Source organism: Leifsonia sp. 1010 (genome assembly GCF_031455295.1).
Classification (GTDB): Bacteria; Actinomycetota; Actinomycetes; order Actinomycetales; family Microbacteriaceae; genus Leifsonia.
Genome location: NZ_JAVDSL010000001.1, coordinates 867,797 through 894,504, shown reverse-complemented (window position 1 = coordinate 894,504; position 26,708 = coordinate 867,797). Strand labels below are relative to the sequence as shown.

The 26,708-nt window shown below is 70.2% G+C and carries 29 protein-coding genes; 22 read left to right on the top strand and 7 right to left on the bottom strand.

Annotated features, from left to right (window positions below; translation table 11 throughout):
* Nucleotides 1-8 precede the first annotated feature (8 nt).
* Nucleotides 9-1,010, top strand: a complete 1,002-nt coding sequence (gene speB / locus J2Y42_RS04260) for an agmatinase (protein WP_309855340.1) — start codon at nt 9-11, stop codon at nt 1,008-1,010.
* Nucleotides 1,003-1,998, top strand: coding sequence for a C-terminal binding protein (locus tag J2Y42_RS04255; protein ID WP_309855338.1), 996 nt, complete (start codon nt 1,003-1,005; stop codon nt 1,996-1,998). Before speB ends, J2Y42_RS04255 begins: the two co-directional genes overlap by 8 nt.
* 13 nt (nt 1,999-2,011) lie before the next feature.
* Here J2Y42_RS04255 and J2Y42_RS04250 read toward each other — a convergent pair whose 3' ends face one another.
* On the bottom strand, nt 2,012-2,740 hold the full coding sequence (locus J2Y42_RS04250) for an SUMF1/EgtB/PvdO family nonheme iron enzyme (protein ID WP_309855336.1): 729 nt from the start codon (nt 2,738-2,740) through the stop codon (nt 2,012-2,014).
* Between the two features lie 136 nt (nt 2,741-2,876).
* Here J2Y42_RS04250 and fliO point away from each other — a divergent pair, with 136 nt between their 5' ends.
* From fliO to csrA, 8 genes are read left to right on the top strand one after another with little or no spacing between them, the layout of a single operon-like run.
* Complete coding sequence (gene fliO / locus J2Y42_RS04245; protein WP_309855334.1) at nt 2,877-3,383, top strand: flagellar biosynthetic protein FliO; 507 nt, start codon at nt 2,877-2,879, stop codon at nt 3,381-3,383.
* Between the two features lie 38 nt (nt 3,384-3,421).
* Nucleotides 3,422-4,234 carry a flagellar type III secretion system pore protein FliP gene (gene fliP / locus J2Y42_RS04240; RefSeq protein ID WP_309855333.1) on the top strand — a complete coding sequence of 271 codons (813 nt, stop codon included), beginning with the start codon at nt 3,422-3,424 and terminating at the stop codon, nt 4,232-4,234.
* Nucleotides 4,231-4,506, top strand: coding sequence for a flagellar biosynthesis protein FliQ (gene fliQ / locus J2Y42_RS04235; RefSeq protein ID WP_018188945.1), 276 nt, complete (start codon nt 4,231-4,233; stop codon nt 4,504-4,506). Before fliP ends, fliQ begins: the two co-directional genes overlap by 4 nt.
* Entirely contained in the window at nt 4,506-5,267 is a 762-nt protein-coding gene (locus J2Y42_RS04230; RefSeq protein ID WP_018188944.1) for a flagellar biosynthetic protein FliR, read from the top strand. The genes fliQ and J2Y42_RS04230 overlap by 1 nt, the downstream gene beginning before the upstream one ends.
* Nucleotides 5,264-6,358 (top strand): EscU/YscU/HrcU family type III secretion system export apparatus switch protein, encoded by a 1,095-nt coding sequence (locus J2Y42_RS04225; RefSeq protein ID WP_309855331.1) that lies wholly within the window; start codon nt 5,264-5,266, stop codon nt 6,356-6,358. Before J2Y42_RS04230 ends, J2Y42_RS04225 begins: the two co-directional genes overlap by 4 nt.
* A gap of 59 nt (nt 6,359-6,417) precedes the next feature.
* Nucleotides 6,418-8,412 (top strand): flagellar biosynthesis protein FlhA, encoded by a 1,995-nt coding sequence (locus J2Y42_RS04220; RefSeq protein ID WP_396427148.1) that lies wholly within the window; start codon nt 6,418-6,420, stop codon nt 8,410-8,412.
* Nucleotides 8,390-9,118 carry a hypothetical protein gene (locus J2Y42_RS04215; RefSeq protein WP_309855327.1) on the top strand — a complete coding sequence of 243 codons (729 nt, stop codon included), beginning with the start codon at nt 8,390-8,392 and terminating at the stop codon, nt 9,116-9,118. The genes J2Y42_RS04220 and J2Y42_RS04215 overlap by 23 nt, the downstream gene beginning before the upstream one ends.
* Nucleotides 9,119-9,127: 9 nt before the next feature.
* Nucleotides 9,128-9,364 carry a carbon storage regulator CsrA gene (gene csrA, locus J2Y42_RS04210; RefSeq protein WP_018188940.1) on the top strand — a complete coding sequence of 79 codons (237 nt, stop codon included), beginning with the start codon at nt 9,128-9,130 and terminating at the stop codon, nt 9,362-9,364.
* Here csrA and J2Y42_RS04205 read toward each other — a convergent pair.
* Nucleotides 9,342-10,094, bottom strand: a complete 753-nt coding sequence (locus J2Y42_RS04205) for a DUF4386 domain-containing protein (RefSeq protein WP_309855324.1) — start codon at nt 10,092-10,094, stop codon at nt 9,342-9,344. The two genes, csrA and J2Y42_RS04205, sit on opposite strands and share 23 nt — an antisense overlap.
* Before the next feature lie 30 nt (nt 10,095-10,124).
* Between J2Y42_RS04205 and J2Y42_RS04200 the strand changes: the two genes are divergently transcribed.
* The 6 genes from J2Y42_RS04200 to J2Y42_RS04175 all read left to right on the top strand — a co-directional run bounded on the left by J2Y42_RS04200 (nt 10,125) and on the right by J2Y42_RS04175 (nt 15,135).
* Complete coding sequence (locus J2Y42_RS04200) at nt 10,125-10,808, top strand: TetR/AcrR family transcriptional regulator C-terminal domain-containing protein (RefSeq protein ID WP_309855322.1); 684 nt, start codon at nt 10,125-10,127, stop codon at nt 10,806-10,808.
* Between the two features lie 83 nt (nt 10,809-10,891).
* A complete protein-coding gene (locus tag J2Y42_RS04195; protein ID WP_309855320.1) occupies nt 10,892-12,466 on the top strand; it encodes an MFS transporter in 1,575 nt (524 codons plus the stop codon).
* 2 nt (nt 12,467-12,468) lie between these two features.
* Entirely contained in the window at nt 12,469-13,659 is a 1,191-nt protein-coding gene (locus J2Y42_RS04190) for a sensor histidine kinase (RefSeq protein ID WP_309855318.1), read from the top strand.
* Nucleotides 13,656-14,279 (top strand): response regulator transcription factor, encoded by a 624-nt coding sequence (locus J2Y42_RS04185; RefSeq protein WP_309855316.1) that lies wholly within the window; start codon nt 13,656-13,658, stop codon nt 14,277-14,279. The genes J2Y42_RS04190 and J2Y42_RS04185 overlap by 4 nt, the downstream gene beginning before the upstream one ends.
* Nucleotides 14,280-14,300: 21 nt before the next feature.
* A complete protein-coding gene (locus tag J2Y42_RS04180) occupies nt 14,301-14,930 on the top strand; it encodes a TMEM175 family protein (RefSeq protein ID WP_309855315.1) in 630 nt (209 codons plus the stop codon).
* 16 nt (nt 14,931-14,946) lie between these two features.
* Complete coding sequence (locus tag J2Y42_RS04175) at nt 14,947-15,135, top strand: hypothetical protein (protein WP_309855312.1); 189 nt, start codon at nt 14,947-14,949, stop codon at nt 15,133-15,135.
* A gap of 87 nt (nt 15,136-15,222) precedes the next feature.
* Here the strand turns inward: J2Y42_RS04175 and J2Y42_RS04170 are convergent, their stop codons facing one another.
* Nucleotides 15,223-15,450, bottom strand: coding sequence for a hypothetical protein (locus tag J2Y42_RS04170; protein ID WP_309855310.1), 228 nt, complete (start codon nt 15,448-15,450; stop codon nt 15,223-15,225).
* A gap of 119 nt (nt 15,451-15,569) precedes the next feature.
* On the opposite strand from J2Y42_RS04170, the gene J2Y42_RS04165 reads away from it, so the two are divergent.
* The 3 genes from J2Y42_RS04165 (at nt 15,570) to J2Y42_RS04155 (ending at nt 19,228) form a co-directional block, all read left to right on the top strand.
* On the top strand, nt 15,570-18,470 hold the full coding sequence (locus J2Y42_RS04165) for a hypothetical protein (RefSeq protein WP_309855309.1): 2,901 nt from the start codon (nt 15,570-15,572) through the stop codon (nt 18,468-18,470).
* A 148-nt stretch (nt 18,471-18,618) separates the two neighbouring features.
* Complete coding sequence (locus J2Y42_RS04160; protein ID WP_309855307.1) at nt 18,619-18,831, top strand: hypothetical protein; 213 nt, start codon at nt 18,619-18,621, stop codon at nt 18,829-18,831.
* A gap of 22 nt (nt 18,832-18,853) precedes the next feature.
* Nucleotides 18,854-19,228 (top strand): hypothetical protein, encoded by a 375-nt coding sequence (locus J2Y42_RS04155; RefSeq protein WP_309855305.1) that lies wholly within the window; start codon nt 18,854-18,856, stop codon nt 19,226-19,228.
* 114 nt (nt 19,229-19,342) lie between these two features.
* On the opposite strand, the gene J2Y42_RS04150 is transcribed toward J2Y42_RS04155, so the two are convergent.
* From J2Y42_RS04150 to J2Y42_RS04135, 4 genes are all read right to left on the bottom strand, one after another.
* Nucleotides 19,343-19,537 (bottom strand): hypothetical protein, encoded by a 195-nt coding sequence (locus tag J2Y42_RS04150; protein WP_309855304.1) that lies wholly within the window; start codon nt 19,535-19,537, stop codon nt 19,343-19,345.
* A 27-nt stretch (nt 19,538-19,564) separates the two neighbouring features.
* Nucleotides 19,565-19,912 carry a hypothetical protein gene (locus J2Y42_RS04145; protein WP_309855303.1) on the bottom strand — a complete coding sequence of 116 codons (348 nt, stop codon included), beginning with the start codon at nt 19,910-19,912 and terminating at the stop codon, nt 19,565-19,567.
* On the bottom strand, nt 19,909-20,208 hold the full coding sequence (locus tag J2Y42_RS04140) for a hypothetical protein (protein ID WP_089879216.1): 300 nt from the start codon (nt 20,206-20,208) through the stop codon (nt 19,909-19,911). The genes J2Y42_RS04145 and J2Y42_RS04140 overlap by 4 nt, the downstream gene beginning before the upstream one ends.
* 119 nt (nt 20,209-20,327) lie before the next feature.
* Nucleotides 20,328-20,996, bottom strand: coding sequence for an HAD family hydrolase (locus J2Y42_RS04135; RefSeq protein ID WP_309855298.1), 669 nt, complete (start codon nt 20,994-20,996; stop codon nt 20,328-20,330).
* Nucleotides 20,997-21,052: 56 nt separating this feature from the next.
* Here J2Y42_RS04135 and J2Y42_RS04130 point away from each other — a divergent pair, with 56 nt between their 5' ends.
* From J2Y42_RS04130 to J2Y42_RS04120, 3 genes are all read left to right on the top strand, one after another.
* Nucleotides 21,053-21,871, top strand: coding sequence for an SDR family oxidoreductase (locus J2Y42_RS04130; RefSeq protein ID WP_309855296.1), 819 nt, complete (start codon nt 21,053-21,055; stop codon nt 21,869-21,871).
* Between the two features lie 561 nt (nt 21,872-22,432).
* A complete protein-coding gene (locus tag J2Y42_RS04125; RefSeq protein WP_309855295.1) occupies nt 22,433-25,693 on the top strand; it encodes a hypothetical protein in 3,261 nt (1,086 codons plus the stop codon).
* Nucleotides 25,694-25,751: 58 nt separating this feature from the next.
* Nucleotides 25,752-26,684 (top strand): L,D-transpeptidase, encoded by a 933-nt coding sequence (locus tag J2Y42_RS04120; protein WP_309855292.1) that lies wholly within the window; start codon nt 25,752-25,754, stop codon nt 26,682-26,684.
* Nucleotides 26,685-26,708: the final 24 nt, after the last annotated feature.

Below are 26,708 nucleotides of genomic sequence, written 5' to 3'. Positions count from 1 at the left end.
AACCACCCATGAACACCCCCAGCACCCCGCCCATCGGCCCGTCCGACGCGTCGAAGACCCCGCGCTATGCCGGGCTGTCCACCTTCGCCCGCCTGCCCCGCCTCGAGGACGTCCCCGCCGTCGACCTCGCCGTGGTCGGCATCCCGTTCGACACGGGCGTCAGCTTCCGGCCCGGCGCGAGATTCGGTCCGGAGCACGTGCGCGCCTCCAGCCGTCTGCTGCGGCCCTACAACCCGGCGCAGGACTTCTCGGCGTGGGAGGCCGTGCAGATCGCGGACGCCGGCGACATCGCCGTCAACCCGTTCCACATCGACGAAGCCGTTCGGCAGATCGCGGATGCGGCGCGTGACCTGGGCAGCCGGGTGCAGCGCATCCTCACGGTCGGCGGCGATCACACCATCGCGTATCCGCTGCTGAAGGCGATCAGCGAGAAGCACGGACCCGTCGCCGTGCTGCACTTCGACGCCCACCTCGACACCTGGGACACCTACTTCGACGAGCCGATCACGCACGGAACCCCGTTCCGGCGGGCGTCCGAGGAGGGCTTCCTCGACCGCTCCGCGTCTGTCCACGTCGGCACCCGCGGCCCGCTGTACAGCAAGCAGGACCTCGAGGACGACGAGCGGCTCGGGTTCGCGATCGTGTCGAGCGAGTACATCGAGGAGAACGGCGTCCCGGCCGCGTTGGAGCGCATCCGCCGGCGGGTGGGCGATCGACCGTTGTACATCTCCATCGACATCGACGTGCTCGACCCCGCGCATGCGCCCGGCACGGGCACCCCGGAGGCGGGTGGTCTCACCAGCCGCGAGCTGCTGCGCCTGCTGCGCGGACTCACCGACCTCAACATCGTCGGGGCCGACCTGGTCGAGGTGGCGCCCGCCTACGACCACGCCCAGATCACCGGGATCGCCGCCGCCCACGTCGCCTACGAGCTGATGACGGCGATGGCGCAGGTCATCGTGCGGGAGGGCAGCGCGCATCCCCGGAGTGCGGCGGATTCGGATGACTGACGCAGCCACCCGCCGCCCGGTCGCCGTCTACACCGATGTCGACGACACCGACCCGGCGCCCGGCATCGCGCTTCTCGAGGCCAACGGCTTCGAGGTGCGCGTTCTCGGCACCCGCGACCCCGAGGCGATCGTGGCGGGCGCTCGGGATGCCGATGCCCTGCTGCCCGGTTACGCGTCGATCACGCGCGAGATGATCGAGGCCCTCCCGCAGCTGCGTATCATCGCGCTCATGTCGATGGGATTCGACTACGTCGACGTGGATGCCGCCACGGAACACGGGGTCTGGGTGACGAACGTGCCGGGCGCCGCGACGGAGGAGGTGGCGACCCACGCGCTCGCCCTGCTGCTGGCCAGTGCGCGGCAGCTCCGGTTCTACACGGCGTCCGCGACGCCGGAGCGGTGGAACGATCGTGCCGTCCCGGCGCCGCCGCGGCTCAGCGAGCTGACGCTCGGCATCGTCGGCCTGGGCCGGATCGGTCGCGAGTTCGCCCGTGTTGCCGGTCCGCTGTTCGGGCGCGTGCTCGGCTACGACCCGATGCTGCCGGACACCGCATCCACCGCCGCCGACCTCAGCGCGCTGGGGATCGAGCGCGCGTCGCTCGACGAGGTCCGCCGCCGTTCGCACGCGCTCTCGCTGCACGTCCCGCTCACCCCGGGGACCGAGCGGATGGTGGATGCCGCCTTCCTCGACGACATGCCCCCCGGCTCCCTGCTGCTGAATGTGTCGCGGGGCGGTCTCATCGACAACGCCGCCCTGGTCGCTGCGCTGGACTCCGGGCGGCTGGCCGGCGCGGCGCTCGACGTGCTGGACCAGGAGCCGCCGGGCCCGCAGCATCCGCTCGTCGGGAGGGATGACGTCGTGCTGACACCGCACATCGCCTACTTCTCGCGGCGCACCGAGATCGAGTACGTCCGCATCCAGGCGCAGAACGCCGTGACCGCGTTGGCGACAGGGAGCCCGGACTCGCCGGTGAACCGTCCGGGCTGACTCCCGCCGTCCCTCACCGCAGCGGCGTCCACCCCGGCGGCAGTGCGCCGCCCAGTCCGGCGCGCTCCGCATCCGCCGCCGCCGACCAGCCCTGCGCCGCGCCTTCGGCGTCGAACCCGCCACGGGCCAGGCGGAAGCCGACGTCCTCATGCTGCGTGCGCGGCGGGCCGCCGCGCCGGACGGACGCCCGCACGTTCCACGCGTCGTCCGCGAACCCGCCGCCGCGGAACACCCGGTAGTCGCGGTACCGGCCCGGGTCCAAGAAGTCCCAGCACCACTCCCACACATTGCCGAGGGTGTCGAAGAGCCCGTTGAGGTTGGGCAGCCGCAGCCCGACGTCCGCCGGAGCGGTCAGGCCGTCGGCGCTCGTCCAGGCGATCTCCGCCAGTGGCCCGTAATGCGGAGTCGTCGATCCGGCGCGGCACGCGTGCTCCCACTCGGCCTCAGTGGGCAGACGGTAGCCGTCCGCATCCACGTGCCAGGTCACGTCCTCGCCGTCGAAGGTGTACGCGGGGTCGAGTCCCTCCCACTCCGAGGCCGCGTTGCAGATGCGCACAGCCCGCAGCCAGCTGATCCCGGTCGCCGGACGGCGGGGATGCGGGGCCGGCTCGCCGATCAGCTCGGCGACCTGCTCCTCGGTCACCGCGAACACGCCGATCTCGAACGGCTCCAGCTCCACGGACCAGCGCCGCTTGCGCCGGGCATCGTGCAGCTGCACGGTCCCGCCCCCAACGCTCGCCATCTCTATCTCCACTCCTCCACCCTCCCACGCAGCGCCGAAGTGCACGTCGTGGCAGGTATTCGGCGCGAATAGCGACCACGACGCGCACCTCGGCGAACCCCTAACGGCACGGACCCGGCGGCCGATAGTGCGCAGCGTGGAGACCCTGTTCGTTGCGTTGCGCGTCGCGGTGGTGCTCGGCGTCATCGTCGCGCTGCTGTGGTTCGTGCAGCGACGGGTGACGAAGGGGCGCACCTCGGCACGCGGCCGTCGCGGCAACGCGGTGACCGTCGTCGGACGTCAGGGCATCGGCCAGAAGGCGTCGGTCGTCGTCGTGGATGTCGACGGCAGCCGGTTCGTCCTCGGCGTCACCGAGCGCCAGGTCAGCGTCCTCCATTCCGGTGACCGCCCGCAGGATGCGGACGTCACCCCGCTCAAGCCCGTGCGCGAGGTGGAGGCCAGGACCGGCACCACCGACGCGCCGGCGAGCACAGGCACCACAGGCACCACCAGCAGCACCAGCACCACGACGACCACCAGGCAGGATGCCGACTTCCTCACGGCGCAGGGACGCGCCTCGCTCTTCGACGAGGCACTCAAAGGCTCGATCCTGTCCCCGGCAACGTGGCGTCAGGCGAGTTCGGCGGTGCGCCCCAAGAAGTGACGGCGCCGGAGGTCACGGCGCGCACAGCGCGCGCCCGCATGCCCCGCCTCGCGGTAGCCGGCGTCCTGGTCGCACTGATCGTCGCGGCCATCGTCCTCCTCAGCGCCACCGCCGCGCACGCCGTGCCCACGCCCGTCCCGACCCCGTCCGGGCCGGCCGGACCCACGGGCGGTTCCGGCGGCATCACCCTCGACATCAACGGCCCGAACGGCACGCCGAGCGCCGCCATCCTGACTCTGCTCGGCATCACCGTGCTGTCGGTGGCGCCCGCGCTGCTGCTGATGATGTCGTCGTTCACGAAGATCTTCGTGGTGCTCGCGATCACGCGGAACGCGCTCGCGCTCCCGTCCATCCCGCCGAACCAGGTGCTCGCGGGGCTGTCGCTGTTCCTCAGCCTGTTCATCATGAGCCCAGTACTCGTCGACATCAACAACACCGCCGTGCAGCCCTATCTCGCGGGGCACATCGACTTCACGGCGGCCGCCCACGCGGCGGAGGCGCCGCTGCGCGGGTTCATGGCAGCGCACACCCGCGAGGAGGACATCGCGCTGATGACCCGTGCCGCAGGCCGCCCCAACCCGGACAGCGTGAGCGCGGTGCCACTGCTGACGCTCATCCCTGCGTTCATGATCTCCGAGCTGCGTGCCGCGTTCATCATCGGCTTCGTCATCTTCGTGCCGTTCCTGGTGATCGACATGGTGGTCTCGGCGGCGCTCATGTCGATGGGCATGATGATGCTCCCGCCGGTGATGATCTCGCTGCCGTTCAAGATCCTGCTGTTCGTGCTGGTCGACGGCTGGGGACTCATCATCACGAGCCTGATCACGAGTTACGGGGGTGGTGGCGGATGAACCCGAACGCCGTCCTCGACATCGCCATGCAGGGCCTCATGGTGACCGCGAAGCTGGCCGCGCCGATCGTGGTCACCGCGCTGGTCGTCGGCTTCGCGATCTCGCTGGTGCAGTCGATCACGCAGATCCAGGAGGTCACCCTCTCGTTCGTGCCGAAGGCGGCCGCCGTGGCCATCGCGCTGATCATCTGCGGGCAGTGGATGATCGCCGAGCTGGTCTCCTTCACCCACGTCCTCTTCGACAAGATCCCGCAGCTGCTGGGCGGTGGCTGATGTCCATCCCCATCGACCTGGCCGCGATCGAGGCGATCGCGCTGGCCTCCCTCCGCATGGTCGCCTTCCTGGTGATCGCGCCGCCGTTCTCGTACAACGGCTTCCCCGCGCAGGTGAAGGGGATGCTCGCCATCGGGCTCGCCGTCGCCGTCGCTCCGCGCGTGGGCGCCGGCTACCGGTCGGCCGACACCGGAGCCTTCCTGCTCGACATGGTGCGCGAGCTCGCTGTGGGGGCGACGCTCGGGTTCCTGGTCTTCGTGGTGTTCGCGGCGATCCAGTCGGCGGGCAGCCTGATCGACCTGTTCGGCGGCTTCCAGCTGGCGCAGGCGTTCGATCCGCAGTCGATGATCAACGGCGCGCAGTTCACGCGGATGTTCCAGCTCACCGCCCTCGCGCTGCTGTTCGCGTCGGGCGGCTACCAGCTGATCATCGGCGGGCTCATCCGCACGTTCGACGCCGTCCCGCTCGCCGCGGGCCTCAGCATGGCCGACCCGGCGAAGCAGATGGTCGACGGGCTGACCCAGATGTTCCTCGCGGCACTGCAGATCGCCGGGCCGCTGATCGTGGTGCTGTTCCTCGCCGACGTGGGCCTGGGCCTCCTCACCCGGGTCGCCCCCGCGCTGAACGCGTTCTCGCTCGGCTTCCCGCTGAAGATCATGCTCACCGTCGTGCTCGCGGCCATCGTCTTCGTCGCGCTTCCGGGCGTCGTCTCCGGCCTCACCGACACTGCCGTCAAGACCATGCTGGGGGTGGGCCGATGAGCGACGCGCAGGAACGCACCGAGCAGGCGACCGAGAAGCGGATGAAGGAGGCGCGCTCCAAGGGCCGCCTCTCGAAGTCGACCGACCTGACGGCCTGGGTCGGCGTCGGAGCCGCCGCCGTCATGCTGCCGTTCACGCTTCAGGCCGGCAGCACCGCCGCGATCGAGCAGCTGTTCTCGATCCGCTCGGTGATCGAGAGCCCCGACCCGGCGAAGGCGGTCGCCGCGCTCGGCGACGGGCTCGGCAGCATCATGGCGACGATCGGACCGCTGCTGGCGGTGGGCGCGCTCGCCGTGGTGGGCGCCGCGGCCGTGCAGGGCGGCATCCACTTCAAGAAGCTCGAGGGCAAGTACGAGCAGTTCAACGTGGTCCAGGGCATCGGCCGGGTGTTCGGGATGCGCGCCCTCTGGGAGGGCGCCAAGACCTTGCTGAAGTCGGCGGTTGTCGCGATCGGGCTGTTCCTGGTCGTCCAGGGGCTGATGCCGGTGCTGCTCACCTCCGGTTCGATGCCGCTCGCCTCCCTGCTCTCGGCCGCTTCCGGCGGAACGGCCGGGCTGCTGCAGGCGGCGGTCGGCGCGGGTCTCGTGCTGGCAGGACTCGACGTGCTCGTGGTCATGCGCCGCAACCGCAAGCACACGCGCATGAGCAAGCAGGAGGTGCGCGACGAGAACAAGAACACCGAGGGCGACCCGCTGGTGCGCTCGCACCGCCGCTCCCGGCAGCTGGCGATGAGCCGCAACCGCATGATCGCGGCGATCGGCGGGTCGGATGTGGTGCTCGTCAACCCGACGCACATCGCCGTGGCGGTGAAGTACGAACCGGGCAAGTCGGCCCCGCGGGTCGTCGCGAAGGGCGCGGGCGCGATCGCCCTGCGCATCCGCGAGAAGGCGGAGGAGGAGCGCGTGCCGATCGTCAAGGACATCCCGCTTGCCCGCGCGCTGCACGCCGGCTGCGAGGTCGGGGACGAGATCCCCGTCGAGCTCTACAACGCGGTCGCGCGGGTGCTCGCCTTCGTCATGTCGCTCAAGCAGCGCGGTTCCGCGGCCGGACTCCACACGATGCGACCGCAGCTCCAGGGAGGGATGTCGTGAAACCGAACAAGGGTCTCGCCGCCAAGGTCGCCGTGCCGATCGGGGTGGTCGGCATCATCATGCTGCTCGTCGTCCCGGTGCCGTCGTGGATCCTCGACATGCTCATCATCGTCAACATCATGCTGGCGCTGGTCATCCTGCTCACGACGATGTTCGTCAAGAAGCCGCTCGACTTCTCCGTCTTCCCGTCGCTGCTGCTCGTCGCGACCCTGTTCCGGCTCGGGCTCAACGTCGCCTCCACGCGCCTGGTGCTGGGCGACGGGTTCGCCGGGCAGGTCATCCAGGCGTTCGGGCACGTGGCGGTCGGCGGCTCGATCATCATCGGCGCCGTGGTGTTCCTCATCCTGGTGGTCATCCAGTTCATCGTCGTCACCAAAGGCGCGGAGCGCGTGGCGGAGGTGGGCGCCCGCTTCACCCTCGACGCCATGCCGGGCAAGCAGATGGCGATCGACGCCGACCTCAACGCCGGGCTCATCACCGAGGAGCAGGCGCGGGCGCGGCGCGCGGAGGTTTCGGCCGAGGCGGACTTCTACGGCGCGATGGACGGCGCCTCGAAGTTCGTCAAGGGCGATGCGATCGCGGGCATCCTCATCATCGTCATCAACGTCGTCGGCGGTATCGCGATCGGCATGATCCAGCGCGGCATGCAGCTCGGCGACGCGGTCAACTCGTACACGCTGCTGACCATCGGCGACGGTCTCGTGTCGCAGATCCCCGCGCTGCTCATGGCCGTGTCGACGGGCATGATCGTGACCCGGTCGAACGCCGAATCCGAGATGGGCACGACGGCGAGCAACCAGCTCAGCCAGTCGCGCAACGCCCTGATGATCGCGGGATGCGCCGCGATCGTGATGGCGCTCATCCCCGGGATGCCGCCCATCCCGTTCGTGCTCGTCGGCGCGTTCCTCATCCTCGCGTCGCAGCGCATCAAGACCGCGCAGGCGGCGGCGAAGAAGGCGCAGGCGGCGCAGAACGCCGTCGCCACGGCGACCAAGTCGGAGACGACCGAAGACCTGATCGAGCAGATGCGCGTCCACGCGCTCGAGATCACGCTCGCCCCCGACCTCGTCGACATCGTCAGCGGCGCCTCCGACGACCTGCTCGCCCGGGTGCGGGCCCTGCGGCGCAAGATCGCGCTCGAACTGGGCGTGATCGTCCCGCCGGTCCGCACCCGCGACAGCGCGGAGCTGCCGCCGTCGACCTACGTCATCAAGATCGCCGGGGTGGAAGCCGGCCGCGGACAGGCGCCCTCCGGCCGGGTGCTCGCCCTCGGCGACGCCCTCGACAACCTGCCGGGCACGCCGACCGTCGAGCCGGTGTTCGGACTCCCGGCGAAGTGGATCCCCTCCGAGATGCGACACAGCGCCGAACTGGGCGGTGCCACGGTCATCGACCGCGTCTCCGTGCTCATCACGCACCTGTCGTCGATCATCACGGCGAACGCGGCTCGCCTTCTCACCCGAGAGGATGTGCGCCTCCTCACCGAGGGCGTCAAGCAGGTGAACCCGCCCGCGGTGGAGGAGCTCATCCCTGCTCTTCTCTCCCTGGCGGAAGTGCAGCGCGTGCTGCAGGGGCTGCTCGCCGAACAGGTGCCGATCAACGACCTGCCGCGCATCCTGGAGGCGCTGACCCTGCGCGCGAAGGTGTCGAACGACCCGGAGGGTCTGGTGGAGGCCGCCCGCGCCGCCCTCGGACCGGCCGTCGTCGCCCCCCACCTCGACGAGGGGACGCTGCGGGTCATCATGATCGACCCCGGGCTCGAGCAGTCGATGCTCGAGGGCCTGCGTCCGTCGGAGGGCGGCACCCAGATCGTGCTCGACCCTGTGCGGCTGGAGGCGGTGCTCGCGTCCGTGCGCGACACCGCGGCCCGCCTCGACGACTCGGGCGTCTCGGCGGTCCTGGTCTGCGCCCCCGCGCTGCGCCCGGCCATCCGACGGCTCGTCGCCGGCCAGATCGCGGGACTCGCGGTGCTCTCCTACCAGGAGGTGACCGCCGTGCAGGCGGCGATCGAGACGGTGGGGGTGGTCCGCGGTGCGGAGTCGATCGCGGCCTGAGTGGGTCGGCGGCGACGAGGAGGTTCTCCCCGCCGTCTCGACGTCGTCGCTCGCGTTCCAGGCGGTCCTCGACGACCTCGTCCGAGCCGTCGACGCGCCCGACCTCGCTCCGCCGCCTGTCCCGCCCACCCCGCCCGCCCCTCCCACCCCGCCCACCTCTGAGCCGAAGGGCACGTTGTGGCGAGAAAACGGCTCGAATAGCAGCCACGACGTGCACTTCGACGGCGTCGAGGGCGTGGAGGGCGTGGTGCCCGCCGGGCCGCCTCCGGCGCGGCTGCGCGGCCGCGGCGACCTCACCCTCGTCGTGGGGCTCGGTGCGGACGCGCAGGCCGCCGCGCGCGTCCTCGCCGCCTCCGCCGACGCGGGCGCCGAGGTGCAGCACGTCGCCGATCGCCGCGACGCCCTCGCCGCCCGCGCGGACGGCGTGCGCCGCGACATCCCCGTGGTGGCCGCGTTCCCGCTCGCCGGGCCCGCCGCCGTGCCCGCGCTCGCCGCCGACCTGGCCGGCATCGCCCCCGATCAGGTCTGGGTCGCCGTCGACGTCTCGCGCACGTTCGGCGACACGAGCACCTGGGTCCGGGCGGTGGATGCGGTGCTCGCCGTGGACGCGGTGGCGGCGACCGGCGCATCCTTCACCTCGACGCCGGACGACGTGCACCGGCTCGGTCTGCCGGTGCTCTGGCTGGACGCGCCGCCCGGCGGATAGGCTGGACGGATGCTGGTATTGACGCGCAAGGCGGGGGAGCGGGTGCTCATCGGCGACGACATCGTCGTGACGATCCTCGAAGCGCGTGGTGACGGCGTGCGGATCGGCATCGACGCTCCGCGCGGCATCCGCATCCAGCGCGACGAGGTCGTCAAGGCCGTGACCGAGGCCAACCAGGAGGCGACCGAGCGCGCCGCCGGCACCGACGACGCCGAGGCGCTGATCAAGAAGTCGCTGGGACTCTGACCGCCGGCCCCGGCACGGTCTGCGCTGCCCGCCGGTGGAACCCGTGGACGGTCAGGTAGATGCCGAGGAACAGCTCCCACACGATCTCGGGCAGCGTGAGCACCGCCGACCACGGCGACACCTGATCCCAGACGCCGAAGAGCACGGCGACGCCGGACAGTGACACCAGCGGCCCGCCGATCATGCCGACCCACGCCCAGCCGCGGGGCACGAGTCCGGCCCGGTGCAGCATCCAGCCCAGCATCAGGCCGTTGCCGATGCCGACGACGAAGCCGGGCCCGAGGAGGAACGTCCAGCCGTGCAGCGCGACGAGCGCATGCGCCACGACGACGGCCGACCCCGCCGCGCCACCATCGGTTTCGCGCAGCGTCACCACGGAGAGCAGACTGAGGATCCCGACCGCGATCAGCGTCGACTCCATCACCCGGGCGACGACGTAGGCGAGCGCCAGCGACGGGCTGGTCCGCCGGAGCACCGGATAGAGCACGAGAGCCGTGCCCAGGTTGGCGATGACCAACGCGATCTCGAGCAGAGCGCCCGCGAGCACCGGTGTCGCCGACCCAGAGCCGAGCACGAAGCGCGGGTCGTTCAGCACCGGTCCGTAGAGCAGAGCGCCGGGGATGGAGGTGGCGAAGGTGAGCAGGAAGAGCACGCCCGCGAGGAGCGAGCGGCGACGGTCCGGGTCCATGATGTCCTCTCGGAAGACGAGGTGTACGGCGTACACCTTCATCGGGATCAGAGTAGGCGTACGCTGTACACCATGTCAAGAGACGCCGCGGCACCCCGGCAGACGTTGACCACGTCCCGGGTGATCGCCGCCGCCGTCGAGCTGGCCGACCGCGAGGGACTCGACGGCCTGAGCATGCGCGAACTGGGGCAGCGCCTCGGCGTCGTCCCGATGGCGTTGTACAAGCACGTCGCCAACAAGGACGACCTGCTCGACGGCATGGTCGACACCGTGTGGGCGGAGGTCGAGGCTCCCTCGCCCGAACTCGGCTGGCGCGACGCGATGCGCCGCCGCTCCATCTCTCTGCGCGACGCGCTCCTTCGGCACCGCTGGGCGGTGGGGCTCCTGGAGGCCCGGATGCGTCCGGGCCCGGCGAACCTCAGCCAGCACAACGCGATGATGGGCTGCCTGCGCACCGCCGGCTTCACGTTCCGCACGACGGTGCACGTCACGTCGGCCCTCGACGCCTACGTGTACGGCTTCGCGCTGCAGGAGAAGACGCTCCCGTTCGGCACACCCGAGGAGTCGGGGGATGCGGCCGCCGCCAAGCTCGACGCCACCCCTCCGGAGCTGGCGCAGCAGTTCCCGCACCTGCTCGAGGTGGTCTCCGAGCTCGCCCGCGCCGGGTACGACTACGACGAGGCGTTCCTCACCGGCCTCGACCTCATCCTCGACGGCGTGGAGCGCCTGCGCCCGGAGTGGATCGCGGCCGACTGACGCCCCGCGTCCACCGATCGGCGGACACGGATGACGTCCGCCCGCCGGTGCCGCCCGCGCGGCCGCTCCGCGAGGCTGAGGGCATGAAGTCGTCAACCCTGGCCCTCACCGGGCTCATCTTCGCCGTCTCGATGACGACGATCGACCAGACGATCGTCGCCCTCTCGGCGCCCAGCATCCAGCAGAACCTGGGGCTCACCCACGACGGGATGCAGTGGGCCGTCAACGTCTACCTCCTGACTACCGCCGCCTTCTTCCTTCTGGGCGGCCGCATCGCCGACGTCGTCGGGCACAAGCGCATGGCCCTGGTCGGCATCGCCGGCTTCGGCATCACGTCGCTGCTCTGCGGCCTGGCGCCCACGGGTGACCTGGCCGAGCCGTGGCTGGTGACGGCGCGCGCGTTGCAGGGCGTGAGCGGGGCGATCATGTTCCCTGCTGCCATCGGCATCGTCGTCGAGGGCTTCGCCCGCGAGAGCCGCGGCCGGGCCATGGCGATCTTCTTCGCCATCACCGGCGCCATGACCGCCCTTGGACCGATCGCCGGCGGTTACCTGACCATCTGGACCTGGCGAGCCATCTTCTGGGTCAACGTCCCGATCGCCCTCGCCGCGTTCGTCATCGTCGCCGTCGCGGCGCGGCCGTCCGTCCGGCGCCGTGAGCGCATCGACTGGCTCGGCGCGGCGATCGTCGCCGCCGGGATGGGCCTGATCGTGTTCGGCCTGCAGCAGGCGAGCCCATGGGGATGGGGCAGCCCGGCCGTCATCGCCTCCCTCGTCGTCGGCGCCGCGCTGCTCGTGGTATTCGTCCTCGTGCAGCGGCGGATCGCGCAGCCGCTCATCCGCATCGCCGCGTTCCGCGACCGCGGGTTCATGCTGTCGACCGTGGCGACGCTGTTCGCCTCCATCGCGTTCATCAGCACCTTCTTCTTCCTCAGCGTCTACGGCCAGGTGTCACTGCAGCTGTCCGCCGCGGAGACGGGGCTGCTGTTCCTGAAGTTCTTCATCGGGTTCGTCGTGGCGAGTCGCATCGGCTCGGTGCGCTTCGACAAGAGCGGCGCCCGCCTGGTGGTGCTGTTCGGCGGAGTGATCGGGGCGTTCGGCTTCGGGTGGCTGGCGGTCAGCGTGACCGATCTGAGCATCCACGCCGACGCGTTCTTCAACCCGCAGACCTGGCCGATCGTGGTGGCCGGCGCCGGTATCGGGCTCATGTTCAGCCCGGTCTCGACGGACGCCGTGAACCGCGCGATCGGCGCGAGCTACGGCGAGGTGAGCGCCATCACGCAGACCATGAAGAACTTCGGCGGCGCGCTCGGTCTGGCGGTGTTCACCACGGTGGTCACCTCGCGACTGACCGACCTGCTGACCGACTCGTTCGCGAAGTTCGGCGGATCGGCCGCGGACGCGCAGACCGCGGTGGAGCGGATCAGCGGCGCCTCGGACTCCGGTGACGGGATGTCGAACCTGTCCCAGGCCATCCAGGAGCAGATCATGCACGCGGTACGGGTCGACTACGCCTCCGCCGTGCAGTGGGCGTTTTGGGGCATGGCCGCGGCGATGGCGATCGTCGCCGTGGTGGGCCTCTTCTATCCAGCGGGCCGCACGTCCCTCCCGGAGTCGGACGCCCCGTCCGAGCCGGCCCAGCGAGCGGCTACAGTCTGATCGTGGCAGAGCGCGCGGACGACCGCTGGTTCGGGGACTGGATCGGGTACTCCGCCGCCGCCACGCTGGCGTCGGTGCTGCTGATCCTGGCGAATCCGATCACCGGCTGGCCGCGGACGATCGCCTCGGCCGTCCTCGTCCTGGCGCTCTTCCCGATCTACTGGTTCCTGGCGCGGCCGAGCCGCGCCGGAGTGCGCAGCGACAGCTGGCGGGCGTGGCTGTACGTCGGCATCGCGACCGCGGTCTACTTTGTCGCCTACGGTTTCAACAACTGGGCCAACATCGCGCTGTTCATCGTCTCGCCGCAGTTCTTCCTCGTGCTCTCGGCCGTGCCCGCAGCCGTCGCCATCGTCGTCATCAATCTCGGCGGGGTGCTCGTCCGCTGGCTGGTGGGCGACCTGGAGCCGGGGGATGTGGCGGGCACGCTCGGTTTGACCGTGCTGGTGATCGCGGTGTCCGTCTACTTCAGCAACCGCATCACCGCCGTGACGAAGGAGAGCCGCGAACGCGGGCTCCTCATCCAGCGGCTGCGCGAGCAGCAGCGCGAGATCGCCGAGCTGTCGGAGCAACAGGGAGCGGCGGCCGAGCGCGAGCGGATCGCCCGCGAGATGCACGACACGCTCGCGCAGGGCTTCACCAGCATCGTCACCTTGGGCCATGCGGTGCAGGGCGAGCTCGACTCCGACCCGGCGACCGCTCGGCGGCACATCGAGCTGATGACCGATACGGCGCAGGAGAACCTGCAGGAGTCGCGGCGCATCATCGCCGCCCTGACGCCGGGTCGGCTGGCCGAGTCGACGCTGGAACAGGCGCTGGGGCGGGTGGCCGGCCGGTTCGAGGAGGAGGCCGGCGTGCCTGTCGCTTTCGGCGTCACCGGTGACCCGCGGCCGGCCCCGCCCGCCCTCGAAGTGGTCGCGCTCCGCGTGTTCCAGGAGGCGCTCGCCAACGTGCGCAAGCACGCCGCTGCTGGTTCGGTGGATGCGTCCCTCGCCTACGAGCCCGACGCCCTGGTGCTCACGGTGCACGACGACGGGCGCGGGTTCGACGCGTCGGCTCCGCGCGACGGATACGGCCTCGACGGGATGCAGGCCCGCGTCCGGGAAGCAGGGGGCACGTTCGCGCTGACCACGGCTTTCGGCGAGGGGACGCTGCTGACCGTCCGGCTTCCCGCCCCGATCGAGGAGGTGCCGTGATCCGCATCGTGCTGGCCGACGACCACCCCGTGGTGCGTGAGGGAATCCGGGGGATGCTGCAGGGCTACGATGATATCGAGGTGGTCGGTCAGGCCGGGAGCGGGCCGGAGGCCGTCGACCTCGTGGCCGCGCTGAGCCCGGATCTCGTGCTGATGGACCTGCGCATGCCCGGCGGCGACGGGGTCTCGGCGACGCGCGCGATCGCGTCCGCGCATCCCGCGACCCGCGTTGTGGTCCTGACGACCTACGAGACGGACCAGGACATCCTGCGCGCCATCGAGGCGGGTGCGAGCGGATACCTGCTGAAGGACATCGCCCCGGCGGAGCTGGCGCGTTCCGTGCGTTCTGCCGCGGCGGGGGAGACGGTGCTCGCGACCTCGGCCGCCACGGCGCTGCTGGGACGGGTGCAGGGCCGGCGGGCCGATCCGGCTCTGTCCGCCCAGGAGGTGAAGGTGCTGCGGTTCGCCGCCGACGGCCTCACCAACGCGGCGATCGGCGCGCGGCTTTTCATCGGCGAGGCGACCGTCAAGACGTACCTCAGCCGCGCTTACGAGAAGCTGGGCGTCTCGGACCGCACATCCGCGGTGCGCCGCGCCCTCGAACTGGGCCTCCTCGACTGACCGCTGCGGCAGAATGTCCGCATGGCGGTGATCAGGACGGAGCGCGGGCTCGACCGGCTCGTGAACTTCTCCGACGCGACGGTCGCGATCGCGATCACGCTGCTGATCCTGCCGCTCGTCGATCAGGCCTCGAAGCTGGGCGGCAAGTCGTTCGGCGACTTCCTCGCCGAGAACGGCTGGGAGATCTTCGCTTTCGTCATCTCGTTCGCGGTGATTGCGCGCTTCTGGGTCGTCCATCACCGCATGTTCGAGAGCGTGCGCGACTACAACTCCTGGGTCGTCTGGTTCAACTTCCTCTGGCTGCTCGCCATCGTCGCGATCCCGTTCAGCGCCAACGTTCTCGCCGAGTCCGATGGGCAGCGGGCGGAGGTCTACGCGCTCTACATCGGCGACATGCTCGTCGCGACGATCGCGACCCGGCTGATCGCCGAGGTGCTCTATCGCAACCCGGAGCTGCTCACCGAGGAGGCGCGGGCGCAGATCGACCGCACCAACGGCATCGCCGAGGCGAGCATCATGGCCGTCGCCCTCGTGCTCGCCGTGCTGTTCCCGAGCATCAACCTGTTCTGGCTGTTCCTGCTCTTCCTGTCGGGCCCCGTGCACGCCCTTCTCCACAGGCTGGTGTACGGCCCTTCCCAGACGACAGCCTGAGGGCTAGCGTCGGGGCATGCGCCTGAAGACCCTTCTCATCCTCGTCGTCGTGGCCGTCGCCTACCTGCTCGGAGCCCGCGCCGGGCGCGAACGCTACGAGCAGATCACCGAGGCCGTCACGTCGTTCTGGAACGCGCCGGATGTGAAGAAGGCGCGCAAAAAGGCCGTGGCGCAGGCTCAGAAGACGCGCAAGCGCCTGTCCTGACGGCTCTGTCGGGCCTGATCGCCTGACCTGATCGCGGGTTGACCCGCGCGGATCCCGCCCGAGTGGATCCGACGGGGTCAGCGAGGTTCAGGGCTCGTCGTAATCCCCGTCGGTGTACTCGCCCTCGGGGGCGTCGGCGGGCTCGTCCGCGTCCGTGTAGGTCCCCTCGACCGAGGGGTCGGGGCCGGGGTTCTCCTCGGTCTCGGTGTACTGACCGTGAACGCTGCGCTCGTGCGGCACCTCGCCATCCACCTCGGTGTAGCTGCCCTCGAGGTTCTCGCGTGCGTCGCCGGTCGGCTGCTCTGGGTTGCTCATAGCAGGGACACTACGCCGTGCCGCCGCGCTCGGCTACAGGTGCGGGGGCGACATCGCTGTAGCCGTCCGGGCGCGGCCGAGAGTAGTCTGCGCGCGTCACCCGGACGATCGGCGGAGGGATGAGCGACGAGGCGCGACCCCACGACTGGCCCCATCATGTGCTCGAGCTGCGCATCCACGGCATCAAGAACACCCCGCCGACGGAGATGCTGGGGCGCGAGCAGAGCGAGCTTCGGCAGACGCAGGGCGACGAGAACGGCGGCTTCTGGTGGGCCCCGAAGCAGGATGAGCCCGACCGCGATCCCGACGACGCCCCGGGCACGATCGACCCGGCCGTTCCGCCGGACGGCGTGCGCACCGAGGCCTACTCGTGGGGGCGGCTGGCGCGGTACGGTGCGGGGCCGTTCCTGTTCATCGGGCAGCTGTTCGTCCAGCTCGCGTGGCTGCTGCTGGCCCCGTTCGGCCTGGCGAACGCGGCGTACTGGACCCGGCGCATCCCGACTCAGCGGCCGGGCGGCGAATGGGATGCCGGGGTCGGCGGCGCGTCACTGCGCATTTTCGCGCTCGGGCTGACCCTGCTCTACGTCTGCGCCCTCGGCTCCGTGAGCCTCGACCTGGGCGTCCAGTGCGTGACGGGCACCGCATGCACCGCTCTTCCGGAGGCGGTCACCGGCTTCTTCGCGAACGCGCCGCTGAGCTGGCGCGGGCCGCAGCTGTCGCTGCTCTCGCTCGTGCCGATCGCGGGCGTCCTGCTCCTGTTCCTGGTGTCGCGCCGGGCCCGTGCGCGCTACGAGGCGGCGATCTTCGACGCCGCCGACCGGATGGGCGGCCGCGGTGTCCGGCGCAGCGGCCGGCTGCGTCCGCTCGCGTCGGAGGGCTTCTGGCGCACGGCGCGCGTCGGCTCCCCGACCGAGCGTCTGCACCTCGCGGCCGCGTTCCTGCTGGTCGCCCTCCTGCTCGCCTGGGACCGCATGTTCGCCGGCGCCGCTGCATGCGTGAAACTCCAGACCTTCGTGTCGGGGGAGTGCCTCGGCGCGGCATTCGGATCACGTGACCTCCTCGCCCTCAGCGGGGGGCTCATCGCGGCGCTCGGTTTGATCATCGTGATCGTCCTGGTGGGGGTGTTCGCCGAGACGACGAGCACGGGGGATGCCGGCGACACCTCGGTCGACGAGTTCCTGCGCGACCGCCTCCGCACGACCGGGACGGTCACGGCCTGGGTGCTGGTGGTGTCCGTCCTCGTCTACCTGTATGTCGGCGCCTCGCTGTGGTTCGGCGGTGAGTACGCGGCGCCGCCGTCGGGGGCGTTCCTCGGGCTCGCGACCGCCCCATCCATCATCCTCGGCGTACTGCTCGCCATCTGCGTCTCGGCGCTGGGATGGCGGCGCGGGGTGCCGCACTGGCTGTCGATCGCCCTGATGACCGGTGCCGGGCTGACCTTCCTCGCCGGGGTCGCGCAGAATCCGCCGACGCAGAACGCAGCGCCGGGTCCGCTTCGTTTGCCGTTGTTCGCCATCGCGGCCGTGCTGACCCTCGCCCAGCTGATCCTCGTCTGGCGCTGGCCGTACTTCCCGAGCGGCCGCCGGGCCGGGCCGCCGGAGCGATTCCGGGCCGAAGGCTGGGCGGGGATGGGCCCCGGCGTCGTCATGCTGTGGTCGCTGGGCGCCGCGATGATCCTCTCCACCCTGCTCGTGCTCGGCGTGCAGGGCTGGCTCGTCAGCGGGTCTCCGCCATGCGGCTGTGCGACCCCGCCGCACGCGGTGCTGAGACCGCCGATCGTCTATCACAACTTCGGCGACGTGCTCCCGTTCATCGCCATCGCGCTGGCCCTCGTCGGTATCGGCGTCGCCGCCGCGGTCCTGCGCTGGGTTCCGCTGCTGACGACGCCCCGCACCCGCGACGGGCGCCGCCCGCTGCTGGAGCAGGTGGATGCGTACCGCGACGGCCGCATCGCCGCCAGCACCACGGCCGACCGCCTGGCGCTGAAGATCCTGCGTGCGCGGCGACTGGCCGCGCTGGTGCACCGAGGCGAGCCCATCCTCGGAATCCTCGCCGCGCTGCTCGCCGTCGGCTTCGTCGTGGCGCTCGCCGTCTCGTACTCGGTCGTCTTCCGCTGGATCGACGCCCTCGTCGGACCGGCCCTCGCGGTGATCGCCGCCGCCATCCTCGCCGTGGTGGTGGAGAACGCGCTGACCGCCAAGGAGCGCCCGATCAGCATCATGTGGGACCTCATGTGCTTCCTCCCGCGGGCGGGCCATCCGTTCGGGCCGCCCTGCTACGCGGAGCGCGTCGTCCCCGAGCTGCGCGACCGCGTCGCCGACTGGCTGACGCACGACCTGGAGCCGCCGGAAGGCCTCACGCTGGCCGAACGACTCCGCTGGCGCGACGAGCAGGAGGAGGCCGCGCTCGGCGAGAAGCGCCCGTTCAGCGTGGTCCTCTCGGCCCACAGCCTCGGCGCCGTGCTGGCGGTCTCGACGCTGTTCACCCTGCGACCAGACGACGCCGACCGGCTGCGCAACGTCGCCCTCCTCACCTACGGGTCGCAGCTGCGCGTCTACTTCGGCCGGTTCTTCCCCGAACTGTTCGGGCCGGATGCTCTCGGCACCCTCGGCTCGCGGCGTCCGCTGCTGGGCAAAGCCGACCCGTGGTTCACCCAGGTGGAGCGGGATCAGGACGGCGACCCGGTCGTCGTGGGTGCGTCCGGCGCATCCGACCCGTCGCTCGTCCAGCTGCTGACGCAGGAGGACGGCTCGGTCGCCTGGATCAACCTGTGGCGCCGGACGGATTACCTGGGCTTCCCGGTCAACAGTTACCGCCTCGAAGACCGCCGCCCGGACGACATCGACCGGGGCGCCGACGAGTTCGGTCCGCCGCGCTACCTCGTCAAGGTGGCGACGCATCCCGACTACCAGTCCGCCCCGCAGTACCGCGTCGCGCTGCTCGACCTCATCGCCCGCCTCGACACCCCCGCCCCGCCCTCGCCTCCGCCCCCGCCCGGCAACCCATCCCGCAGCTCCTGACTTTTTCGCCCTTTTCGACCGCGAAACGCGGAAAAACTCCGGAGCCGTTGGCGAGGGGGCGCGGGGGAGGGGCAGCCACGGTACGCCGAGGCGCGACGGCGGGGCACCCCCCTTGCGGGCGGCGGGGGTGCGGCGTTTCGTGGGGCCCATGACCGATTCGCGAGACGCACAGGAGCCGATCAACGGCAACGACCCCACCAACGGTCTGGCCGGCGACCTCGAGGGCGACGACGGCGGTGCCGCCGAGCCCACCGCGGACAAGGACGTGATCCAGGAGGTCATTCCGGATCTCGACGACGCCCGCGAAGAACCGGATGACGGAAACTCCGCCACCTCGTACAGCGAAGAGGGCAAGCCGTGAGGCGCCCGGGAAGGAGCGAAGCATGAGTGACACCAGCGGACTGCCGAACACGGACGCCGAGGGCGTTCCGGCCGAGGACAAGCCCGAGCGCTTCGAGCAGGGCCAGGGCGCCGTCGACACCTCCGATCAGGATGTCGCGGGCGCGGAGGAGGCCGGATCGGACACCGCAGCCGGCGCCGAGCGCGACGCCCAGGCCGCCGAGCCCGCCGAGACGGAAGCCGGCCAGTCCGGAGACGTCTCCGCACCGCACGAGACCGGGGTCGCTCCCGAGGGGGCGGAGGATGTGACGGCCGCCGACAGCGGCACCGACCAGGCCGAGCCGCCGCCCGCCGACTTCGATCCGGCCGACCAGCCGTCCAACCCGGACCTCGTGGGGCACGTCGAGCCCCCGGACTGATCCACCGCATCCAGCCACCGGCATCACACCGGTACCCGACCGGCCCCGCCCTCCTCATCCCAGGGCGGGGCTGCTCGCTGTCCGGGTGCGGCCGTCGGCGAGCAGCCGCACAACTCAGACGTGCGGCCGCCCGGCCAGCCAGCAGCCGCCCGCGACGAGACCGACCACGCACATCCCCACGCCGACGCCGAGAACCGGGGCGTCGCCACCCGTCCGCGGCAGCAGCAGTCCGACGACGAAGAGCAGCGCGCCGACGTTGAGCGTCACGGCGGAGACCCAGCCGAGTGTCGTGCGCAACGTCGCGTTCATCCGGGCAATCGTAGCCCGTCGCGCGGGCTACTCCCCGTCGATCAGGTCGAGCAGGCGCTTGGTCTCGCGGGCGATGTCGTCGTGGTCGTTCTGTGCGGCGCGGCTCTCCAGCGAGATCACCGCACAGCGGTGCACCTTGGAGAAGTCGCCGAACGGGAAGCTGAAGCGGCCCTTCGTCTCCTCGCTCTTGTCCGGATCCTCGCCGAGGTGCCAGAGCGCGTAGTCGTCCCAGCCGTTCTTCTCGACGTACCGGTTCTCCTCGTCGGCACTGGGGGCGTGCTCACTCCAGTCGTCGCGCTCGTCGTGCACGACCTTGCCCTGCTCGACCAGCTTTCTGGCGTGCTCCAGCGCCTTCTTGTTGAGACGGACCGTCATGCCTCTCCCTGGTTGCCCGTCGCGGCCGTCTCCGCGTCCAGCGACTCGTTGATGAGGGATGCGACGAGCATCTTCCAGTCGGATCCTTCGTGCAGGGTCTCCGTGTAGCCCGGGGGCACGGCGCCGAACACCGGCTCGTGCTCCTCCCCTTCGACGGCGACGCGGATCAGGGTCCCCAGTTCGGCGTGCGATTCGTCGAGGACGACCCACACCCCCGCCGTCTTCTTCTCCACGTGGAAGATGCGGCCCCGGTACGGGTACCGCACGCTGGACATCTCGAGCTCGCTCGCCGACATGGCGACTCCTCTCGTCGGACTCGTCGGCACCTATCGAACGCCCAGCGCCCGCGCTTGGCAAGAGGGATGTCGCGAGCGGTCGCTGCGGAGCGCGCGCTCGCCGCAGGCCCAGCGGGCTCTCAGGCCGACCGTCGACCGCTGAGAACGCCGTCGATGCGGTCGAGCAGGTCGGCCGGATCGTCGAACACCGACACCGCTCCGGCTTCGAGCAGCTCGGAGGGCCCCACCCCACCGGAGAGCACGCCCGCCGCGCGGACGTGCGCGCGCGCCGCGGCCATCATGTCCCACGTCGAGTCGCCGATGAAGAGCGCGTCGGATGGCGCGCATCCCGCGCGTTCCAGCGCGACCTCGATGATCCCGGGCTCGGGTTTGGCCGTCGCCACATCGTCGGCGTTCGTGGTCGCGTGGATGGCGTCCTCCGCATCCAGAGCATCCATGAGCAGTTCCAGCTCGTCCGTCGGCGCGGAGGTCGCGAGCACCACCCGGATCCCGCGCGACGACAGCTCCCGCAGGAGGTCGCCCGCGTGTTCGAACGCCCGCAGCCGCCCGGCCTGCTCGCGGTAGTACCGCGAGTGCAGGTCCTTCGCCCGCGTGATCCAGTCGTCGTCGCGATCGCCGACCAGCCCCTCCAGCAGCCGGGCGGAGTCCTGCCCGATGGCCCGGTGGATGCGCCACGAGTCGACGGGCGTCCCCATGTCGGCGAACGCGCGGCTCCACGCGTCGACGTGAAGGAAGTTGGAGTCGACCAGGGTCCCGTCGACATCGAAGAGCACTGCGGAGATCGTCATGGCTCCACGACTACCACCCCTTGCGCACGCCCGGCATGGGGTGCACCGTTCCGGGCATGGCTGATCACTCGTATCCGGAACTCACCGACCCGCGCACCGCCATCGTCACCGGCTCCGACTCCGGCATCGGCCGAGCGACCGCGGCCGCCCTCGCCCAGGCAGGCATGGACGTCGGCATCACCTGGCACTCCGACGAGGAGGGCGCGGAGGAGACCGCGCGCCTCGTCCGCGAGACCGGCCGCCGTGCCGTCGTCGCGCAGCTCGACACCACCGACGCCCCGGCCTGCGGCGACGTCGTCGACCGCATGGCCGACGAGCTCGGCGGCTGCGACGTCTTCGTCAACAATGCCGGCCTGAACGGCGGCACCCCCTTCTTCGAGACCGACTGGGAGACCTGGCGGAAGACCGTCTGCGCCGACCTCGACGGCGCGTTCGTCTGCATCCAGCGCATGGCCCGGCGGATGGTGGATGCGGGACGCGGCGGCCGCATCATCGGCGTCACCAGCGTCCACGAGCACCAGCCGCGGGTCGGATCCGCCGCGTACGATGCCGCGAAGCACGGGCTCGGCGGCCTCCTGAAGACCCTCGCGCTGGAGCTCGGCGAGTACGGCATCACCGCGAACGCCGTCGCGCCCGGCGAGATCTCGACGCCGATGAACGACGCGGAGGATGAGGACCCGCGCGAGGTCCACCGCCCCGGCATCCCGCTCGGACGTCCGGGAGACGCACGCGAGATCGCCGCGGTCATCGCGTTCCTGGCGTCACCGGCGGCCTCGTACGTAACCGGCGCATCCTGGGCGGTGGACGGCGGGATGCTGCAGATGGGCCCGCAGGCCGGGTCGCACCTGACCTCGGACGACTGGCGTCGCCTGTAGTCCGACTCGTCACGTTCTGACGGCCGCGCCGTCGCACCCCGTCGTGCGGCGGCGCGGTCTTTCTGCGTCAGCTGTCTTTCTTTGTCGGCGGCCGCCTGCTGTGATCGGTCCGGGGCCATCTCCCGCGTCGGCGTCTCCCATCCGCCGCCCCGAGATGAAGACCGGCGGGTTCGCCTGGCTTCGGGTGCCCGCGAACCCGCCGGCGCCTCCCTTCTCGCGTGCTGTCCTTGCAGCGTTTCTTTTGCCTGATCAGGTGTTTTTCTTCGACAGCTGTCTTTCGGGTCCGTTCCGGACGTGGTGATAGTTCGGTAATAAAAACCTGGCCGTCGTCGCGTAATAGAACACCGGAACCATCGTCCTCATAAGTGAGGACACCTGGTCCCCGAACGCATTCGCTCGTGAAAGCGGCGCTCCTCCGACTCGTCGGAGGCGCTGCGATCGCTGAACGTTGAGGAACATTTTGAAGCGCTCACTCGTGACGACACACGTGCTCACCGACCGACCCCTGGTCGGCTGGTCCCCCCTGTGCAACGACTGGGCGCGAGTGGGGGAGTGCTGACCATGACGCGTCAAATCCGAAGCCGTTCCCGCCGGGTCAAGCTGGCTCGCCGCTGGAGCCTCGGCATGTTCGTCGCGGCGTGCGTCGCCGTCGGCGCGCTCGTCGGCACCCTGATCCTCCCGCAGTACTACTCCAACGCCGCGACCACCGCCGTCTCGACCATCTTCAAGACGGCGACCAACACGACGAACGGCTCCGTGGCGCGATCCTCCGACGCCCCCGGCGGCGCGGCGACCGGCACGGCGAAGCCCGGCGACAACCTCAAGTGGGTCGTCAGCTACCAGAACAACACGGGTGAGAACGGATCCGTCAACCTCAAAGACGTGATCTCCAGCTCCGGCACGTACGTCCCCGGGTCGCTGCAGCTCCCGCCCAACCAGAACGCCGAGGGCGCGGTCACGCCCCAGTACTCGACGAACGGCGGCGTCACCTGGACGAACGGCACGCCCCCGTCGAACGCCAACGGTCTCGGCTACACCGGAACGGTGGTGCCGCAGGGCACTGCCCAGGTGTCGGCCAAGTTCCCGAGCCCGACCTCGAACATCCTGACGACGGCGTCCGGTGACGCCTACATGACGCTCTCGCGCAACGGCCTGACGTACAACGTGTATCACCACCGCAACGGGCCGATCGTCTATTGCGCCAAGACCGACGGCACGACCTGCCCCGGCTGGCCCACGAACGCGAACAACCAGTACTGGTCCTCGACGGTCGGCCAGCCGATCGGTACGGGCACCGAGTTCGTCGGGTTCTCCGCCATGCAGAACGGCATGTGGATCAACGCGAACAAGATGTACTGGTACGCCGGCAGCGGAACTACCGACAGTTCGACCGGTCAGGTGGGCGTAGCCTGTCTCGATCTGTCGACTACGACCCCGACAAGCTGTGGATTCCGGCCGCTGTTCCCGGCACCGGACATCGACACGAACATCGGTGCCATGATCAATGGCACCGGACTCTTCTACAACGGGTTCACGTACGCGGCCGTGATGACGACGAGCGGCGTGCGCCTTCTCCAGATCACCCCGACGGGAACCCTGCAGAACAGCGTCTTGCTGCCCAACGCCGTTGCCGTCACCAACGTTTCCGGCTCGTCCGCCGTGTACGGGAACGCCGTATACGTCAGTGCGCCGGTTTCACCGGTCGCCGGCACGTCCTTCCGCACTTACTGCTTCAGCATTTCGACTCTGGGTGCATGTGCCGGTAGTTGGCCCGTCGTGGACCCGGGTCTCGCGACCAACGGCTCGGTCGTGTACGCGCCGATTCTGACCACGACCGGCGCCCAAAAGGGTATCTGCGCCATGGCAAGTACAGCCAACAGCGGCAGCTCCGCGTGCTGGGACACCAACGGCAATACCACGGCCAACCCGTACACCGGCACGGGGGCCAACTTCACGTATCTCATGGGTGAGGGGTTCCAACTGGGGACCAAGGTGTACACGGCGGCAACGAACAACGTCACGTGTCGCGACTTCTCCCTCTGGAGCGGCACGGGTGCTGTTCCCGCGTGCGCGGGCTTCACTCAGCCGCAGAACCGGATCAACTACACGACGCGCACGGCCTATGACGTCGCCCCGAACTGTCTCGTCGCGACCGGCGACTCCGGTCAGATCACCTTCTTCAACGCGATCACCGGCGGCGGGTGCGTCGGAGTCACCGGGCCGAGCTCCATCACGGTCAACCCGCCCGCCTACTACTGCGGCACGGGATCCTCGAGCTTCCGCGGCTGGACCTCGCTCACCCTGCCGGGCATGGTGGCGGGCACCTACACCAACTCGTCGGTCACCTTGCGTGACCAGAACAACAACATCATCAGCGGCTTCAACAACGTCACCTTGGCAGCGGGGGGCACGCTCAATCTCGCGACCATCCCCACCACGGTCACCTCGATCACAGCCTCCGTCACGGTGAACGGCGTCAACGACCCCTCCGGTGTCGTGAGCGGTCAGATCAAGCTCAACTGGAACGGCGACGCTCCCCAGCTCTGCTTCCAGACCACCGCTCCGCCGGTCTCCTGTGACGCGGCAGCTCCGGTGACTCTCTCGAACACCGCCAACGCGGTCACCACCTCCCCGGCCGGCAGCGATGCCCCCGGCGGCAACTCCTCCGGCCCGACCCGCTTCACGGTCCAGGCCGACCCGTCGCAGTGTTCCCTGGCGTTCAAGAAGTCCGTCTCGGCGCCGGTCGCCCGAATAGGCGACAAGCTCACCTATACGGTGACGGTGACCAACACCGGCACTCAGGCGTACGAAAACGCGTCATTCACGGATGATCTGACCGACACGCTGGTCGACAGCACCTACAACGGCGACCAGACCGCGTCCTCGGGGGCGGTCGCGTACACGGCGCCGAACCTGGCATGGTCGGGTCCGCTCGCACCGGGCGCCACCGCGACGATCACCTACTCGGTGACCGCCAAGCACTCCGACGTCGGCAACAAAATCATGGACAACGTCATTGTCTCCCCCACGCAGGGCAGCAACTGCCCCGCCGGTTCAACCGCTGCAGCCTGTAAGGCGCGGGCTCAGATCACGGAGCTCACCCTCACGAAGACGGCAGATCCTTCCGCTGTCGCGTCTCCCGCGAAGGTCGGCGACACGATCACCTACAGTTTCGCGCTCAAGAATATTGGTGGCATTGCGGTCACGGGCGCAAGCATCACAGACCCACATCCCGGCCTCTCGACTCTGACGTACAACTGGCCAGGAATCGTCGGCATACTCGGCATCGGCCAGACGGTCACCGCGACGGCGACTTACCAACTGACGCAGGCCGACATTAATAACGGCCTGGTTCCCAACACCGCGACCGCGTCAGCCACGGCCGGCGGTCTCACGGTGACGCCGACTCCCGCTTCCGCTGAAGTACCGCTGACGCAGGGCCCGGACCTCACGTTGACCAAGTCGGCCAACTCGGCCGGGGTCTCGAACCCGGCCAAGGTCGGCGATGTCGTCACCTACACCTTTACGTCGAAGAACACGGGAAACGTGACCATCAGCAACGTGGCGGTCGCCGACCTGATGCCGGGCCTGTCCCCGCTGACCTACGCCTGGCCGGGAACCCCGGGCACGCTGGCCCCGGGCCAGAAGGTCACGGCAACGGCGACCTACCAGCTGACGCAGGCTGACCTGGATGCGGGACACGTGGACAACACGGCGTTCGTCACGGGCACCACGCCCGGCGGCGGCAAGGTAACCGCCACGCCACCCGCCACGGTCGACACCCCCCTGCCGCGCAACGCTCTCCCGGGAGTCTCCGGATGATCCGCGCGGGCCGTGAGGCCATGGCGATGCAGGCGCCGTCCTCGGAGGGAGGGATGGGATGACGGAGCTGCCCGAACACCCGCGGCGTGACCGCCGGCGCCGACACCGGCGCCGGCTCGTCATGGCCGTCGTCCTCGGGGCGACGGCGGTCGTCCTCGCGGTCGGGGCCGTGGCGACCGTCGTCGCGCAACCGCAGCAGAAAGGCGCCGACCGCGCTTCCGGCTCCTCGACGCAGGACGGCGGGGTGGCGGTGCGCGCCGGCGACCACACGGCGCTGACCGCCGACCAGGTCGCGGCACTCCCGGAAGCCCGGTACGACGCGGTCATCCCCGGACTTCTCCCGTACGCGAGCTCCGACGTGCCCCCCGTGTCGCACGACGTCTACACCATCGCGACGGACACGCCCATCTACAACGACGAACACGTCGCGGTCGCCCGCTTCGCGTTCATGAACTTCACCGGACGGCCGACCGTGATCGTCCCCGTGCGCTCCGACGGCGCGTGGACGCTCGTCATGACACCCGCGCGACAGAAGCTGCCGTCCCAGTCGAACGGCGCAGCGCCGGCACAGACGGCCGGATGGGTGCGGACCGACGCCCTCGACCGGACAACGACGCTCGACCGCCGCGTGGTCGTGTCGACGGGCGAGCAGAAGCTGCGCATCGAGGACTTCTCCGGCACGGTCGAGCAGACGTTCGACGTCGCCGTCGGAGCGCCGGGAACACCGACCCCCACAGGAGTGACCGGCTACCTGCAAGAGCGTTACCTCGACCCCCAACAGGGCCAGGCGACCTACCCGATTCAGTTGACATCCCTGCACGCGTCCGCTCAGGACGAACCGTTCCAGGGTGAGGACGGAGGACTTATCGGCATGCACTACTTCCCCTCCCACAGCGGCAGCATCTCGCACGGATGCATCCGCCTGTCCGACGAGGCCGTCACGGCCGTCAACGCTCTGCCCCTCGGCACGAGCGTCACGATCGTCCCCTGAGAGTCAGCTCTCCCGGGGCCCAAC